This is a genomic window from Jeotgalicoccus marinus DSM 19772 (assembly GCF_000425825.1).
Lineage (GTDB): Bacteria > Bacillota > Bacilli > Staphylococcales > Salinicoccaceae > Jeotgalicoccus > Jeotgalicoccus marinus.
In genome coordinates this window covers 1-15338 of the sequence record NZ_AUEE01000006.1, presented here as the reverse complement: position 1 = coordinate 15338, position 15338 = coordinate 1, and the positions used below count along the sequence as shown (strand labels likewise).

Genomic DNA, 15338 nt, shown 5'->3' with positions numbered 1-15338 from the left:
TATCCCCGTCCATTTTTAAAGTAAAGAGAGGTTTAAGATGAGTAATAATAAAATTCGTGAACAAGTAGTAGAGAACACAAGAAATAAATCAAATACGTTTGAAAGAATTATTCCAATTATCTTATTAGTGATAACTTTAGTATCGATCGTGGCTACAATCGGTATTCTATATACATTAATTTCACAGTCTTTTGAATTCTTTTCAAGAGTACCGATAACTGAATTTCTCTTATCTACAACTTGGCAACCATACGTAGGAGATGGTGAGTGGGGAATTTGGGCACTCATAATGGGAACGATGAAAATTGTAGTAATTGCAGCAATTGTTGCAATTCCAATTGGACTAGGTGCCGCTATTTATTTAAGTGAATATGCATCTGATAAGGTTAGACGATTGATTAAACCAATCCTAGAAGTATTGGCAGGTATTCCTACAGTAGTTTATGGTTTCTTCGCTATTAACTTTGTTAACCCAATCCTTCAATCTATTTATGATGGTTTTGGTCTATATAATGCCGTATCTGCTGGTCTTGTTGTTGGTGTTATGATTATCCCTATGATTGCAAGTCTGAGTGAAGATGCGATGAGCTCTGTACCTGCCTCAATGAGAGAAGGTTCGTTAGGTATGGGAGCAACTCGATTAGAAACAGCGGTTAGAGTCGTTATTCCTGCAGCATTCTCTGGGATAATTGCATCATTTGTACTTGCAATTTCTCGTGCAATTGGTGAGACGATGATCGTATCGATTGCAGCAGGTTCAACACCTAATGCAAGCTTTGATGTAACAGAACCATTACAAACTATGACTGGTTTTATCGTACAGATTACTTCTGGTGATGCAGCATTCGGGACAAATCTATATTACAGCTTGTTCGCTGTAGGTATGGCATTGTTTGTCATGACATTAATTATGAACATAATTTCTTCATGGTTAACAAACAGATTCAAGGAGGAATACTAAAATGACATTGATTGATAAGGATATCATTGCCAACAAACGTTCTGGTAGACAAACCAGAAACTCAATTTTAAAGTGGTTGTTCTTCCTTTGTACTATGTTTGGACTCATGGTCCTCATTATGTTAATTGCAGACACAGTTGCTGATGGTTGGGATAGTCTAGATATGGAATTCCTAACAAACTTTAACTCAAGTAGAGCAGAAAGTGCTGGTTTCTATGGTGCGATTATTGGATCACTTTGGTTAATGGTTGTCACAGCCCCTGTCGCTATTGTGCTTTCAGTTGGTACAGCACTTTATCTAGAAGAATATGCACCGAAAAACAAATTTACTGAATTCATTAAAATTAATATTTCTAACCTTGCAGGTGTACCATCAGTTGTATTTGGTCTACTAGGTCTAGCGATGTTTGTTCGTGCTTTAGCACTAGGTAACTCAGTTTTAGCAGCGGGTCTAACTTTAGCACTAATGATTCTTCCTGTTATCGTTGTTGCTTCACAGGAAGCGATTAGAACAGTCCCAGCATCTGTTAGAGAAGCATCAATCGGTATGGGTGCAACGAAATGGCAAACAGTTTCTAAGATTATTTTACCTGCAGCAATACCTGGTATTATCACTGGGATTATCTTAGCCTTATCCCGTGCACTTGGTGAGACAGCACCTCTAGTTGTAATTGGTGTTCCAACTACTTTACTTGTCACACCGAATAGTTTCTTAGATTCTTTCCAAGCTATGCCAATGCAAATATATAGCTGGGTTAAAATGCCTAATGAAGAATTTCAGTATATCGCAGCTGCAGGTATCATTATTATGTTAGTGGTTCTATTACTGATGAACTCAGCAGCTATTTTCATCCGTAATAAGTTTTCTAAAAGATATTAATTTTTAAAGGAGTTTTATATATGGCTGAACTTAAAAACGTTCAAGTTAACAAACAAGATACAGTAGACAATAAGGAAACTGAATCTAGCTCAATTATTCAAACAGACAAAAAAGTAGTATTCGAGGCGAAAAACTTCAACCTTTGGTATGGTGACAACCATGCCTTGCAGGATATCAACTTAACTTTCCATGAAAATGATATCAATGCAATCATCGGCCCATCAGGTTGTGGTAAATCTACTTTCGTTAAATCAATGAACCGTATGACAGAACTTGTACCTATTGTACGTACAGAAGGTAACATTGAATTTAGAGGAGACGATATCTTCAAAAGCGGTATGTCTGTTGAAGAATTAAGAACAAGAGTCGGAATGGTATTCCAAAAACCAAATCCATTCCCTAAATCAATCTATGATAATGTTGCATATGGACCGAGAGTTCACGGTATTAAGAAAAAATCTATTCTCGATGAAGTCGTTGAAAAATCATTACGTAGTGCGTCTATCTGGGATGAAGTTAAAGACCGTCTTAACGATAACGCTTATGGCTTATCTGGTGGTCAACAACAAAGAATTTGTATCGCTCGTACACTTGCAGTAGAACCTGAAGTTATCCTAATGGATGAGCCTACAAGTGCCCTTGACCCAATCTCAACAACTAAGATTGAAGACTTAATGCAAGAGCTTAAGAAAGACTACAGCATTATTATCGTTACTCATAATATGCAACAGGCTGCACGTGTGTCAGATAGAACTTCCTTCTTCTACCAAGGTTATGTTGTTGAATCAGATGATACTAATGTTATCTTTGAAAACCCTAATGACAAGCGTACAGAAGATTACGTATCAGGTAGATTCGGTTAATAGATGACAGTTTATCGTGAGAAGTTTCATGAAGATCTTACTTCTCTGATTGAAGAATGCATTACGCTTGGTAAAGCATGTCATAACAGATTATCTACGGCTGTAGAAATTCTTGTGACTGATAATATAGAAGAAGCTAGAAAACTGGTAAAAGCTGACTCAGAAATTAATCAGTTAGAATCAGCGATTAACGCCCATGCAATTAATTTAATTACCACTCAAGCACCTGTTGCTAGTGATTTACGTACCATTATTTCATGCATTAAAATTGCTGATGATCTTGAGAGAATAGGGGATAACATCAGTAATATTGCAGAAGTTAGAAAACGTATAAAAATTACTAATGAACGTACACTCTTAAGATTTAAAACCATGGAACGTTTAGCATCACTTATGTTAGAAGATGTTTATACAGCATTTAAAGAAAGTGATATGGATCTTATCCGTGAAATTATAGAACGTGATAAGGATATAGATGCTGTTTTCGTTCAGATTACAACTTCAGATATCTTTGAAGAGTCTGATGCATTCTTAACCGGTCAAATCCAGTTAACAGCTAAGTATTTAGAACGTATCGGCGATCATATAAAGAGCATTGCTGAACATATCTATTACACTGAAACAGGAACTCCCTTTGAAAAAGGGTCAAGAGAATAATATTCAACCTCCAGATATCTGGAGGTTTTTTCTATATTCATATAAACTAGTAATAAGAATATTGTGTGAGGAGAAGTGTTATGACAAAAAAAGAATTGCGTAAAGAAATGATTTCAATTTTAAAAAATCTACCAGCAGATAAGAAACTCGCTGCAACAAGAAATATTACAGAACGCGCTGTTGGTTTTATAAAAGAAAATAATTATCAAAGTGTTGGTATAGTGCTACCTATGTCTATTGAATATGATACATGGACTTTAATCGATAAGCTTTTAGAAGAAAATATTGAGGTGTATGCACCAAAGTGCAACTACGTAGATAAATCTATGAACTTTCATAGGTTAAACTCTAGAAATGAAGTAGAAAGTGATGAGAAGAATATTCCAATACCAGACCCTAATCAGCCTATTAATAATGATATAGATCTCCTAGTTGTACCAGGCTTAATATTTAGTACTAATGGCTATAGAATTGGCTATGGTGGTGGTTTTTATGATCGCTTCCTAAGCACTTTTAAGAATGATACAGTATCCCTTATCTTTTCAGAACAAATCGGCCAAACAATAGTAGATGATCATGATATTCCTGTCGATACGATCATTACTGATCAAGCACTATTTGATGTAAAGTCAGTGAGAGCCGATGAGAAATAAATGGCAGGCTGCCTATGAAGTAGCTAAATACACAAATTACGATTTCTTCCATCACGATACAAATCCAGAAATTATTTGGTTAAAGGATCAGAAGAAAAGAACTTTACTCTGTTTAGTGGATGTCGATTTGACAGATACTGAATTAGAAGATGTGACAGACAGTATTTTTAATTCTCAGGACCATCTTAACAAGCTGGCAGGTTTTACTATTAAGGCCATTAATGTCTACCATCTAACCGATAAGAAATTTACTAGAAAATTTAAATCTAAAACACTTAAGGTAAATCATAGAGCAATCAATAACTTAGAGAAGATTATATCAAATCCATTTTATAAGATTGACATTAAGTATAAAAAATCTAAGGATGATTCGTACTATCAAAAACGATTAACTTCTAGACATCCTTTTGAGAAATATATGATTAAATTTACGCCGATGACCTTACTTTTAGTCACTTTAAATACGCTAGTTTTCCTAATAAATATACTATTTATTCATTTATTTAATAGCAATGAATTAACGCATTTACTTGCTGTGATTCATTATGAAGTCACATCTGGTGAGTATTACAGGCTTTTATCGTCCTCATTCTTACATGTAGGTGTTAGCCATTTTCTTATGAATATTTTTGCACTATTCATATTAGGTAAATTTGTTGAAGGACTATATTCAGGCTGGCATTTACTCATCACCTATATTATTAGTGGTGTGATTGCGAGTATGTTCTCTTTAGGGTTTATTACTGAAGGTATATCACTCGGGGCAAGTGGGGCAGTATATGGATTACTAGGCGTAATTATTGTACATCTCTTAGTTAATCGAAAGATAAAGGCTAAATTAATTATGCAGATACTAGTGATTTTCGTGGTAGTTTCAGCACTATCTATGCTTACAGCAAATATAAATCATTTTGCACATGCAGCAGGATTAATCATCGGTGCCTTACTTGGTGTAATTTATAATATTAAAAAGACTGGTATAAAATATTCGGTTGGTGCGCTCGTAGTTATCATTTTATTCACTTTATATAGTCATTATGCAATGAATCAGCAAACTTCTATTCACCCGATGGATGATGAGGCAATGACGTATTATGAACAAGGTGAATATGAACGTGCCTTAGAAGTTGTTAATAATTCATTTAATAAAGAGGTGGAAACACCACTTACTTATTATATTCTTGGAGAACTGTATATCGAATCGGGTGACGAAGAAAAGGGGCAAAGCTTGATAGATCAGAGCTATGAGATGGATCCTTCCAATGAACTAACCGCTAAGGATAAGATAATCGCCTATAGAAAAAGACAGGATTACGATAGTATGAAAGAAGCACTAGATAAACTTGAGAAACCCATACAAGATGATGGACTTAAAATACTTGCTGAAGAAGTTAATTAATATTATGTATAAATATACTTGATTACGTAATTTTATAATGATATGCTATGAACTATCATATAAAAATAAACTTATGGAGTGATTGATATGTCCGAAAAGAAAGTTGTCTTAGCATATTCTGGTGGTTTAGATACTAGCGTAACGATTCAATGGTTTATTGACCAAGGATTTGACGTTGTAGCTGTTTGCCTTGATGTAGGTGAAGGTAAGGATCTTGAATTAATCCATGACAAAGCCTTAAAAATGGGGGCAAGTGAATGTCATATAGTCAATGCTCAACAGGAATTTGCAGAGGAATTTGTCAGTTATACAATATATGGAAACTCTATGTATGAAGAAAAATATCCTTTAGTGTCAGCGCTCAGTCGTCCGTTAATCTCTAAGAAACTTGTAGAAATTGCCCATGAAACTTCTGCAGATTTTGTTGCGCATGGTTGTACAGGTAAAGGTAACGACCAGGTGAGATTTGAAGTGGCAATAAAATCTTTAGATCCAACTATCAAGGTACTCGCACCGGTTAGAGAATGGACATGGTCACGAGAAGAGGAAATTGAGTATGCTAAAGCACATAACATACCGATTCCAATCGACCTAGACTCACCGTACTCAGTAGACCAAAATTTATGGGGACGCAGTAATGAGTGCGGTATATTGGAAAATCCTTGGGCAGCACCTCCAGAAGATGCTTATGATTTAACCGTTAATGTTAAGGATGCACCCGATGAAGTTGAAGAATTATTAATCACTTTTGAAGCAGGTTTACCAACTAAATTGAACGGTAAACAATATGACTTACACGAATTAATTCTTCAATTAAACGATGTTGCAGGCAAGCACGGTATTGGGCGTATTGATCACGTTGAAAATAGACTGGTTGGAATAAAGTCTAGAGAAATTTATGAAACACCCGCTGCTAAAGTGATTCTCACTGCAAAGCATGATTTAGAAACGATAACCCTAACTAAAGATATTGCGCACTTTAAACCAGTAATCGAACAAAAATATACTGAACAGGTATACAACGGACTATGGTTTACACCATTATCCGATTCTCTTAGAGCAATGCTAAAAGATATGCAAGCACCTGTGAATGGTGAAGTCCGTTTAGAGCTTTATAAGGGTAATGTTATTGTTAAAGGACGTCAGTCGAATAATAGTCTCTACAACGAAAAACTTGCAACCTATACAAAAGAAGATGCTTTTAACCAAGCTGCGTCAGTTGGGTTTATAGAAATCTTTGGTCTACCGGCAAAAGTAAAAGCAATGTTAGATCAGGGAGTGTCAGTGGATGACTAAAAAAGCTTGGGGTGGAAGATTTACTAACGATTCAATATCATGGGTGGATGACTTTAATGCATCCATCCATTTTGATAAAGTGCTGATCGAAGAAGATATTAAAGGCAGTATTGCTCATGGGGATATGCTAAAAACTAAAGGTATTCTAACAGAAGATGAATTTAAAAAAATTGAGGCAGGATTAAAAGAAATCCTTGAAGAATACCAAAAAGGGCAGATCACATTTTCAATTGAAAGAGAAGATATTCATATGAATATTGAAGCACTACTAATTGAAAAAATTGGTCCAATAGGCGGTAAACTACATACCGCACGTAGCAGAAACGATCAAGTCGCAACAGATATGCATTTATATGTAAAAAGAGAAGTAATAGATATTATCTCAACCATCGAGTATTTGCAAGGTACCATTGTCGAGTTAGCAGAGTCTAACATTGAAGTTCTTATGCCAGGTTATACACATCTCCAGAGGGCACAACCCATACTGTTTTCTCACCATATACTTGTGTATTTTTGGATGCTAGAAAGAGATAAAGCAAGATTTAAAGATGCCTTAAAACGTATTGATATCTCACCGTTAGGTGCAGGTGCAATTAGTGGGACAACATTTGACATAGACCGTCACCAAACTCAAAAAGCGCTCGACTTTAACGATATATATCACAACAGTATGGATGCAGTTAGTGACCGTGATTATATTGTTGAAACACTATCTAACATTTCATTAACGATGGTTCATTTATCAAGATTATCGGAGGAACTCATATTTTGGTCGACAGATGAAGCGAACTTCATTACTTTAAGTGATGCATTTACGACAGGCTCATCAATGATGCCTCAAAAGAAAAATCCAGATATGGCTGAATTGATTAGAGGTAAAAGTGGACGTACGAGTGGTCACTTAATGAGTATGTTAATGCTCTTAAAAGGTTTACCGTTAACATATAATAAAGATATGCAAGAAGATAAAGAAGGGTTATTTGATTCAGTGAAGACCATTAAGGGCGCGCTTAAAATAATGGATGGCATGTTAAGTACAATGTCCGTTAATAAAGATGTACTCGAGGAAGCTGTGTCTAATGATTTTTCAAATGCTACCGAACTCGCAGACTATTTAGTTGAAAAAGAGATTCCCTTTAGGGATGCACATGAAATTGTAGGGAAATTAGTCCTGACTTGTATTAACAGAGGAATTTACTTAAAAGATTTACCGTTTGAGGAATATAAGAAAGCGTCCTCAGTCATCGAGAACGATATTTATGATATTTTATCCGCAAAAGTCTCAGTTAATCGTCGTATATCTTATGGTTCAACTGGTACTGAAGCAGTTAAAGTGCAATTAAAACTTGCAAGAGAAAGAATCACATAAAAAAGCCGCTCCATTTTTTAAATGGAACGGCTTTTTTGAACTTAGTACCCTAAGTCAGGATAACCAAATGTAAATATAGTAGCTACTGTCCATAATCCAAAAACGACAAATGTAAGACCACTGAATCCAGCAGCTAAGAAGTTTTTAGCTTTCATTGAGTTTAAAAGACCAATGATACCAAATACTGCTACTAAGCCCATTAAGATTGCTAGCGCATTAATACCAATTCTTATTGTTACGCCACCAATTGTGAATAATTCTCCAGTATCGAAGAAAGGCATTGAATTGACCCCCTAATATTTCTCATTAAACAATCACTTAAGAATATTGTATAATTAATAAATAGATTTGTCGAGTATATTTTTGGAGGATGATTATATGAATATTACACGTTTACCTTTAGGTGATCTTGCAACGAACTGCTATATTTTAAGTGATAGCAAATCGTTGTTAGTTTTTGATCCATCAGCAGAACCTGAAGTAATTCTTAGTAAACTTAAAGACATCAACTTACCAGTCAGTGCAATTTTACTGACGCATACTCACTATGATCATTTTGGTGCTTTAGATGATGTGATTGAGTACAGTGGAGCAGATGTTTATATGTCTGATATAGAACGCACTTGGCTTACTGATATCGAAAAGAATGGTTCAGTACGTTATAAGTATCCAATTACTTCTAAAGCAGCACCTAAGTTACTGAATGAAGGCAAGCATTCTATTGCAGACTTTAATTTTGAAGTCATTCATACGCCAGGTCATTCACCAGGATCTCTGTCTTATAAATTCGATGACTTTATTGTATCTGGTGACGTTTTATTCAGAAATGGTGTAGGGCGTACAGATTTATTTGGTGGTTCTAATGATGATTTACAGTATTCTATTAAAGAGAAACTTTTCAAGCTCCATGAAGATACCACTGTCTATGCTGGACACAATGTACCGACAACTATCGGGGAAGAAAAACAAAATAATCCGTATGTAAGATAAGTCATTATAAAAAGGCAGGAACGAGATTTCGTTCCTGCCTTTTTTTAGTGCTGGTTTCCAAATGATGGTTCTAATAGGAATGTTGTATAGTATGTAAAGCCAACGAAGAATAAAATCAAGTACGCTGCAAAAATATACATATACATTCTTTCAGTTAATTTCATATAGCCAAGTAGAACGAACAAGCCAGTTTGTACGACAAAGAAAATAGTCATTGTGACCATGTCTCCAACGTAGAAAAGAATAGCAAACATTGCTGTCCAGAAGCCTAGCATTTTAAATACTTTATCCATGTGATACGTCCTCCCACCTGAATAATTTCACATATCTTTAAATATAATTATAGATAAGTACTCGAATAAAGTAAATAGGAATTAAGCATCTTTCAATATTTTCTCTAGTCATTTAATTACAATTGTCAGTTAAACTGTGTAAAAAGTAAAGCGGTTTTATAAAGATTGTATTTAAGTGTCTGAAAAAAAGCAAATGAGCATTTTTTTCGTATATATAGGGTAGGAGGTGTATTTTATGAAATCTTTAGTTGAAAGTATTCTGACAGAAGCTCACACCCATTCAGCGAGTGATATACATATCACATTGGACGAGTCCGGTGGCACAGTAAAATTAAGAGTCAAAGGTCAGATGGTTCAATTGCAACTATTAGACGGTGATACGTTCAAGCGATTGATTAATTATTTAAAGTTTATTACAGAATTAGATATCAATGAACACAAAGTACCACAAAGCGGTCGAACAACAGTTCAATTAGAACATGGTGAAATCAGCGTCAGAATAAGCACCTTACCTATGACAATTCTAAGGGAGTCGGTTGTCATTAGAATTTTGAACAATAATGATCGTCAAACTTCAAGAGAATTATTTTATGATAAAAAGGATTATCTCTTTTTATCTGAGTATATGAAAAAGGCTCAGGGACTTATATTGTTTACTGGGCCAACTGGTTCAGGCAAAAGTACAGTGATGTACCGCTTGATTAAGGAAATTGCAGATGAAGGGTTAAAAGCCGTCATCAGTATTGAAGATCCTGTGGAATATGAAGTACCGGGGCTCGTTCAAGTTGAAATCAATGAAAAAGCAAAACTCGAATATGCGCCTTTAATCCGCGGTGTCTTACGCTGTGATCCGGATATTATTATGTTTGGAGAGATTAGAGATAAAACCATTGCTGAAGAGCTTATTAAAACAAGCTTGTCTGGTCATTTAGTACTGAGTACTTTTCATAGTAAAAGTGCGCTCGGCACACTAGTTAGACTTCAGGATTATGGCTTATTCAAAGAAGAATTGTCTGAGAGTATCTCTTTAATCGTAAATCAAAGGCTGATTCATACAGCAAAAAGAAGCTTTATTATTTGTGAATATATCGAAAGTAAAGATGTTGAGGATTTTTTGAAAGGTAAAACGGTTAAGTATGACACCCTAATAGATAAATTAGCACTTATCCATCAAGAAAGTGGAATGAATGATGAAGAATATCAATATTACCATCGGATCCTCCAATAAGTTAAAAAAGCACGATTCTCACTTTTTAATTAAACTCGGAGATTTACTGAGTAGCGGTTTTAACATGTACCAAGCTATGAAATTTTTACTTGAGCAATACGAGGTTTTAACAAAGAAAGATAGAGAGGGAATATTAAATTTACTAGAAGAAGGTGCATCAATATCAACTTTACTTAAGCGTTTAGGTTTTTCAAAATCAATTATCATGCAAGTATCGTTTGCTGAAATCCATGGTGAAATCATTGAAAATTTATATGAATCTGGTGCTTATTTACAGCGGAGGAGACAAACAAAAGAAAAGTTGATAAAGGCGATTCAGTATCCTTTAGTGCTCACAGGCATATTCATTATTATGTTGATCTTATTAAATTACACCGTAATTCCCCAATTTAATGAATTATATACAGCCATGCAGGCTGAAAAATCATTTTTAGTTAATATATTAACTCTGGTTTTAAAATATCTTCCACACGTTGTTTTATTTATTGTGGGACTCCTTCTCATTTTTATTATATATATCTGGTTTGTATTCAAGCTAAAAAATACTAAAATGGCAGTTTCAATTCTACTTAAAATTCCTCTTGTAAAAACTTATTTTAAATACTATATAACATATCGATTTTCTAGAGAATTTGGCTATTTTCTAAATAATGGTCTTGAAGTAAAGGAAATCATCCTTTTATTTAAGACTCAAACTATTAATCGATATCTCTCTTTTACAGCTAATGTAATAGAAAAAGAACTATTAATTGGAAATACACTTGGTAAGTCCATAGAATCTATACCACTCTTAGATCATAGGCTGAGTATCTTCGTGAATCACGGAGAGTATAACAGTAATGTTGGTAAAGAACTAATTATCTATAGTGAATACACATTAGAAAATATCATTCTTAAAATTGAAAAAATGACACAGAAAATTCAACCGATAATATTTTTAATTCTAGGGCTCTTGATCATCTGTTTATACCTCGTAATCGTTATGCCAATCTTTAATATGTTATCTACAATATCTTAGGAGGAAATAAAATGAGACGTGCATTTATAAGAAGATTTAAAGATCAAGAAGATGGATTTACTTTAATTGAAATGTTATTAGTATTGCTTGTTATCTCGGTTCTGATTATTTTAATCATTCCCAATATCGCTGCACAGAGTCGTAATGTACAAGACACAGGTTGTGATGCTCAAGTTAAAATGGTGCAAAGTCAAATAGAAGCCTATACTTTAAATGAAGGATCGCCGCCGACCAGTGTAGATACACTTGTGCCGACTTATCTGTCTACAGATCAAATCAGTTGCCAAAACGGTGACTCTATTACAATTACTAATGGCACAGCTGTCCGTTCATAAGGGATTTACAATGGTGGAGATGCTGATGACCTTAATGGTCGTCAGCATTCTAGTATCTTTATCTTTCGGTAGTCTACCAAAATACAAGGTCAAGTCGGTTGATGACGAATTGTTAAATATGAGCTACCTATTAGAAGGGACTCAGATGAAGGCACAGGCTGAGTCCAGTTCATTTACAGTAAATTTTGATAGGAAAAACAATAAAATTATTGTAAGAGACGCAAAGAGAAACGAAGTGAATGGCTATAAATTGGATATCTGTAAACTGCAAAATTACGGATTAGAGCAGTTCTCCTATAATACTTTAGGTGATACTACAGCTTTTGGCACAGTTTATATGATATGTGATAAGAAAAATGTCAAAATCGTGATGCAGATTCAAAAGGGGAGGTTTAGAATTGAAAAATGATGGTTTCTTACTTTTTGACAGCATACTATCCTTAGTCATCTTTAGCACCTTATTAATGCTAATACCTGCTATTTTACATATTCAAAAAATAGATGACGATAGCCAAAACCAAGTCGAGTTTTACAGACACCTTTATATTAAAAGTTTATTAATGGAAGAGGATGAATTTATAAACTATGCAAAGAATGAACATAAAATAAATGAAATAAAGTGTAAAGAAAAATTAAGTGATTTATGTCCATGAAGGGATTTAGCTATGTCGAATTATTATTATCACTGATGGTGATTACTTTAATTACATTCACATTACCTCAATTACTGACAACCTTAAACAATATTAAATTGCATGAAGATAATTATGACTTCGATGTCTTCATACTAGATATTGGAAACACATACCAATCAACAGACGATATTGAAGTTAACAATAGTAAGAGCGTTAACTTTATAAGTGATAACAGAATTGTAAGTTACCATTTTTCCGCTAACAGAATCATTAAAAGTATAGATAACAGTGGTTTTGTTACCCTTATGTATAATGTTAAAAATTTTGACGTCGAAGAATCTAAGTCGAGTATTGTCATAAATATAGAAGGTGTACAAAATGAAAAACTTGAATTTAAACGCTAAAGGATTTTTTAGTTTATCAGTATACTTTGTACTTATTTATTTAATCGGTGTATATTATTATTATTATGAAAGATTTCAATTAATTCTTAATATTCGTATGAATCTAATCGAAATTTACGTCAATCAAATCAGTAAGTTAATATATTAAGGGGTTTTAGAATGATTTTAATCGGTTTTATGGGTTCTGGAAAAACAACGATTGGTAACGCTTTGGCTGATACACTCAATAAAGAATTAGTGGACTTAGACGATGTTATACCAAAACTTGCAAACAAGAGTATACCTGAAATCTTTAAAGCATCTGGAGAAAAAACATTTAGAGAATATGAATATAAAGCACTCAGTTTAAATTTAAGAGAAGATATAATCCTTTCAACTGGTGGGGGTATTGTCTCTTTTGATCAGTCTTTTGAATTATTAAAAAAGCAAAATAATTTAAAAATATTCTTCTTGAATGCGCCATTTGATGACATGTATGAAAGAATTTATAATGACAAAACACGTCCCTTAGGTAATCAAGAAAAGGAAAAAGTAAAAGCCTTATATGAATCTAGACTTGATAAATATAGAGCACTTTGTGATCATGAAATCTCTACAGATAAGTCTATTGATGAAACAGTTGATATTATTCTAGCTAATTTGTATTGAATGCTTATCTAATAAGCTTTGTAGCTTGCAAAGATGAATAAAATATGAGTATAATGAATACGGATTCAATAATATACAGACGATTGAAAAACATTGGAGAGTGCATAAAAATGCCGCCGAAGGAGCAAGCCACTACTGGTGAATCTCTCAGGCAAAAGGACAGTGTTTGGACGTCATCCTGAAGAGATTTTCAACAGGCCAGCATTAAACTGACCTGTTATTTTATTTAAGGAGGATTTTTGAATGAGTGAATTGAAGAGAACACCTTTAAATGAATACTATCATGAACAAGGTGCAAAGCTAGTTGATTTTGGTGGTTGGGAAATGCCTGTACAATTCTCAAGTATCAAAGAAGAACATACTGCAGTGAGAGAAGATATCGGTATTTTTGATGTAAGTCACATGGGTGAAATCCGCGTGACTGGTGAAGATGCTGAAGCATTCTTAAACTACACACTTACAAATGACGTTACTAAGCTAACAGACGTTAAAGCTCAATATACGACAATCACAAATGAAAATGGTGGCGTAATTGATGACTTAGTCATTTATAAACTTGGTGACAATGAATATCTTCTTATTCCAAACGCAGGTAACACTGATGGAGATTTTGAATGGTTGAAATCTGTAGAAGGTTACAATGTAACTGTAGAAAATGTTTCTAGTGAATATGGTCAACTTGCTGTACAAGGACCTAATGCTAGAGCTTTAGTACAGAAATTTACTGATTCAGATCTATCTGAACTTAAAATGTTCAATTTCATTAAAGATGGAAAAGTAGATGGTAAAGAAGTAATTATTTCACAAAGTGGTTACACTGGTGAAGATGGTTTTGAACTTTATTGCAAACCCGAAGATACACTAGCATTATGGAATCTTTTTGTTGAAAATGGTGCAGTTGAATGTGGTCTGGGTGCGAGAGATACACTTCGTCTTGAAGCTGGTCTACCATTACATGGTCAAGACTTAACACCTGAAATATCACCAATTGAAGCACGTATTGGTTTTGCCGTTAAAGTAGATAAGGGAGATTTCATCGGACAAAGTGTCTTGAAAGACCAAAAAGAAAACGGTGCACCACGTCGTCTTTCTGCTTTTGAGTTAACAGACAAAGGTATTGCTCGTACTGACTATGAAGTTTTCGATAAAGAAGGCAACAAAGTTGGATATGTTACAAGTGGGACACAGTCACCAACAAGTAAACGTTCAATTGGCTTTGCTTTAGTTGATACTGACTTCTACGAATTGGATAAGGAATTTGTTGTTCAAGTTCGTAAAAAAGAAGTACCTGCTAAATTTGTAAAATCACCATTCCACAAAAACTAATATATTATCTTTGTATAGTATTTATAAAAAATCCAGCGATTTTTAATCGCTGGATTTTTCTTATTAGTGACTTCAGTCGGTTGAGCACGTAGACGTGCGAAACAAATAAACCACACGCTATGCGTGTGGATGAAGTAGCTTTAGCGATAATATGCCCCTTTCTGTATACTAAATAATGGCTACCAACCGCTATTTAGAAAAGAAAGGGGCATATTGAATGTCTAAAGACGACCAAAGTTTATCACATACAAGATGGAATTGTAAGTATCATATAATATTTACTCCTAAGTATAGGAGAAAAGTTGTGTATGGACAACTTCGAAAAGACATAGGGAAAATACTTAGACGATTATGTGATATGAAAGATGTAGAAATTATCGAAG

The 15338-nt window shown here is 34.2% G+C and carries 20 protein-coding genes and 1 riboswitch; of the genes, 18 read left to right on the top strand and 2 right to left on the bottom strand.

Annotated elements, in window-relative coordinates:
* The first annotated feature begins 37 nt into the window (after positions 1-37).
* From pstC to argH, 8 genes are all read left to right on the top strand, one after another.
* Positions 38-961, top strand: a complete 924-nt coding sequence (gene pstC / locus H624_RS0103725; protein WP_026866403.1) for a phosphate ABC transporter permease subunit PstC — start codon at positions 38-40, stop codon at positions 959-961.
* A gap of 1 nt (position 962) precedes the next feature.
* Entirely contained in the window at positions 963-1841 is an 879-nt protein-coding gene (gene pstA, locus H624_RS0103720) for a phosphate ABC transporter permease PstA (RefSeq protein ID WP_026866402.1), read from the top strand.
* Between the two features lie 20 nt (positions 1842-1861).
* Positions 1862-2704 carry a phosphate ABC transporter ATP-binding protein PstB gene (pstB, locus tag H624_RS0103715; RefSeq protein ID WP_026866401.1) on the top strand — a complete coding sequence of 281 codons (843 nt, stop codon included), beginning with the start codon at positions 1862-1864 and terminating at the stop codon, positions 2702-2704.
* A 3-nt stretch (positions 2705-2707) separates the two neighbouring features.
* The gene (phoU, locus tag H624_RS0103710; protein WP_026866400.1) at positions 2708-3361 is read left to right on the top strand and encodes a phosphate signaling complex protein PhoU; all 654 of its coding nucleotides are present in this window, start codon (positions 2708-2710) and stop codon (positions 3359-3361) included.
* Positions 3362-3441: 80 nt separating this feature from the next.
* Positions 3442-4014, top strand: a complete 573-nt coding sequence (locus H624_RS0103705) for a 5-formyltetrahydrofolate cyclo-ligase (protein ID WP_026866399.1) — start codon at positions 3442-3444, stop codon at positions 4012-4014.
* On the top strand, positions 4004-5413 hold the full coding sequence (locus H624_RS0103700; RefSeq protein ID WP_026866398.1) for a rhomboid family intramembrane serine protease: 1410 nt from the start codon (positions 4004-4006) through the stop codon (positions 5411-5413). The genes H624_RS0103705 and H624_RS0103700 overlap by 11 nt, the downstream gene beginning before the upstream one ends.
* Positions 5414-5500: 87 nt before the next feature.
* Positions 5501-6709 carry an argininosuccinate synthase gene (locus H624_RS0103695; RefSeq protein ID WP_035855993.1) on the top strand — a complete coding sequence of 403 codons (1209 nt, stop codon included), beginning with the start codon at positions 5501-5503 and terminating at the stop codon, positions 6707-6709.
* Positions 6702-8078, top strand: a complete 1377-nt coding sequence (argH, locus tag H624_RS0103690) for an argininosuccinate lyase (RefSeq protein WP_026866396.1) — start codon at positions 6702-6704, stop codon at positions 8076-8078. Before H624_RS0103695 ends, argH begins: the two co-directional genes overlap by 8 nt.
* A 41-nt stretch (positions 8079-8119) precedes the next feature.
* Here the strand turns inward: argH and H624_RS11570 are convergent, their stop codons facing one another.
* On the bottom strand, positions 8120-8359 hold the full coding sequence (locus H624_RS11570) for a DUF2759 domain-containing protein (RefSeq protein ID WP_026866395.1): 240 nt from the start codon (positions 8357-8359) through the stop codon (positions 8120-8122).
* A gap of 97 nt (positions 8360-8456) precedes the next feature.
* Between H624_RS11570 and H624_RS0103680 the strand changes: the two genes are divergently transcribed.
* Entirely contained in the window at positions 8457-9068 is a 612-nt protein-coding gene (locus tag H624_RS0103680) for an MBL fold metallo-hydrolase (RefSeq protein ID WP_026866394.1), read from the top strand.
* Between the two features lie 44 nt (positions 9069-9112).
* Here H624_RS0103680 and H624_RS0103675 read toward each other — a convergent pair whose 3' ends face one another.
* Positions 9113-9361, bottom strand: coding sequence for a DUF2626 family protein (locus tag H624_RS0103675; protein ID WP_026866393.1), 249 nt, complete (start codon positions 9359-9361; stop codon positions 9113-9115).
* Between the two features lie 235 nt (positions 9362-9596).
* Here H624_RS0103675 and comGA point away from each other — a divergent pair, with 235 nt between their 5' ends.
* The 9 genes from comGA to H624_RS11565 all read left to right on the top strand — a co-directional run.
* Positions 9597-10589: a competence type IV pilus ATPase ComGA gene (gene comGA / locus H624_RS0103670; RefSeq protein ID WP_026866392.1), complete on the top strand. Its 993-nt coding sequence runs from the start codon at positions 9597-9599 to the stop codon at positions 10587-10589.
* Positions 10549-11607 (top strand): competence type IV pilus assembly protein ComGB, encoded by a 1059-nt coding sequence (comGB, locus tag H624_RS0103665; protein WP_026866391.1) that lies wholly within the window; start codon positions 10549-10551, stop codon positions 11605-11607. The genes comGA and comGB overlap by 41 nt, the downstream gene beginning before the upstream one ends.
* Positions 11608-11618: 11 nt before the next feature.
* A complete protein-coding gene (gene comGC, locus H624_RS0103660; RefSeq protein ID WP_026866390.1) occupies positions 11619-11942 on the top strand; it encodes a competence type IV pilus major pilin ComGC in 324 nt (107 codons plus the stop codon).
* Positions 11920-12351 carry a competence type IV pilus minor pilin ComGD gene (gene comGD, locus H624_RS0103655; RefSeq protein ID WP_084145707.1) on the top strand — a complete coding sequence of 144 codons (432 nt, stop codon included), beginning with the start codon at positions 11920-11922 and terminating at the stop codon, positions 12349-12351. Before comGC ends, comGD begins: the two co-directional genes overlap by 23 nt.
* Positions 12341-12595 carry a hypothetical protein gene (locus tag H624_RS0103650; RefSeq protein ID WP_026866388.1) on the top strand — a complete coding sequence of 85 codons (255 nt, stop codon included), beginning with the start codon at positions 12341-12343 and terminating at the stop codon, positions 12593-12595. The genes comGD and H624_RS0103650 overlap by 11 nt, the downstream gene beginning before the upstream one ends.
* Entirely contained in the window at positions 12592-12981 is a 390-nt protein-coding gene (locus H624_RS0103645) for a competence type IV pilus minor pilin ComGF (protein WP_026866387.1), read from the top strand. The genes H624_RS0103650 and H624_RS0103645 overlap by 4 nt, the downstream gene beginning before the upstream one ends.
* Positions 12982-13140: 159 nt before the next feature.
* Positions 13141-13629 carry a shikimate kinase gene (locus H624_RS0103635; protein WP_026866386.1) on the top strand — a complete coding sequence of 163 codons (489 nt, stop codon included), beginning with the start codon at positions 13141-13143 and terminating at the stop codon, positions 13627-13629.
* A gap of 83 nt (positions 13630-13712) precedes the next feature.
* Positions 13713-13802: riboswitch (glycine riboswitch) on the top strand.
* Positions 13803-13872: 70 nt separating this feature from the next.
* The gene (gene gcvT / locus H624_RS0103630) at positions 13873-14955 is read left to right on the top strand and encodes a glycine cleavage system aminomethyltransferase GcvT (protein ID WP_026866385.1); all 1083 of its coding nucleotides are present in this window, start codon (positions 13873-13875) and stop codon (positions 14953-14955) included.
* A 217-nt stretch (positions 14956-15172) separates the two neighbouring features.
* Positions 15173-15338: IS200/IS605 family transposase (locus H624_RS11565; protein WP_035855984.1), on the top strand; the 166-nt coding region annotated here is incomplete at its 3' end.

Bases quoted from the DNA above. Each gene is read 5' to 3' on its own strand.
- H624_RS0103705 (WP_026866399.1), top strand. From the start codon at position 3,442: ATGACAAAAAAAGAATTGCGTAAAGAAATGATTTCAATTTTAAAAAAT.
- H624_RS0103645 (WP_026866387.1), top strand. From the start codon at position 12,592: ATGAAGGGATTTAGCTATGTCGAATTATTATTATCACTGATGGTGATT.
- phoU (WP_026866400.1), top strand. From the start codon at position 2,708: ATGACAGTTTATCGTGAGAAGTTTCATGAAGATCTTACTTCTCTGATT.
- comGC (WP_026866390.1), top strand. From the start codon at position 11,619: ATGAGACGTGCATTTATAAGAAGATTTAAAGATCAAGAAGATGGATTT.
- H624_RS0103695 (WP_035855993.1), top strand. From the start codon at position 5,501: ATGTCCGAAAAGAAAGTTGTCTTAGCATATTCTGGTGGTTTAGATACT.
- argH (WP_026866396.1), top strand. From the start codon at position 6,702: ATGACTAAAAAAGCTTGGGGTGGAAGATTTACTAACGATTCAATATCA.
- H624_RS0103700 (WP_026866398.1), top strand. From the start codon at position 4,004: ATGAGAAATAAATGGCAGGCTGCCTATGAAGTAGCTAAATACACAAAT.
- comGD (WP_084145707.1), top strand. From the start codon at position 11,920: ATGGCACAGCTGTCCGTTCATAAGGGATTTACAATGGTGGAGATGCTG.
- H624_RS11570 (WP_026866395.1), bottom strand. From the start codon at position 8,359: ATGCCTTTCTTCGATACTGGAGAATTATTCACAATTGGTGGCGTAACA.
- H624_RS0103635 (WP_026866386.1), top strand. From the start codon at position 13,141: ATGATTTTAATCGGTTTTATGGGTTCTGGAAAAACAACGATTGGTAAC.
- H624_RS0103675 (WP_026866393.1), bottom strand. From the start codon at position 9,361: ATGGATAAAGTATTTAAAATGCTAGGCTTCTGGACAGCAATGTTTGCT.
- comGA (WP_026866392.1), top strand. From the start codon at position 9,597: ATGAAATCTTTAGTTGAAAGTATTCTGACAGAAGCTCACACCCATTCA.
- pstA (WP_026866402.1), top strand. From the start codon at position 963: ATGACATTGATTGATAAGGATATCATTGCCAACAAACGTTCTGGTAGA.
- H624_RS0103680 (WP_026866394.1), top strand. From the start codon at position 8,457: ATGAATATTACACGTTTACCTTTAGGTGATCTTGCAACGAACTGCTAT.
- pstC (WP_026866403.1), top strand. From the start codon at position 38: ATGAGTAATAATAAAATTCGTGAACAAGTAGTAGAGAACACAAGAAAT.
- comGB (WP_026866391.1), top strand. From the start codon at position 10,549: ATGATGAAGAATATCAATATTACCATCGGATCCTCCAATAAGTTAAAA.
- gcvT (WP_026866385.1), top strand. From the start codon at position 13,873: ATGAGTGAATTGAAGAGAACACCTTTAAATGAATACTATCATGAACAA.
- pstB (WP_026866401.1), top strand. From the start codon at position 1,862: ATGGCTGAACTTAAAAACGTTCAAGTTAACAAACAAGATACAGTAGAC.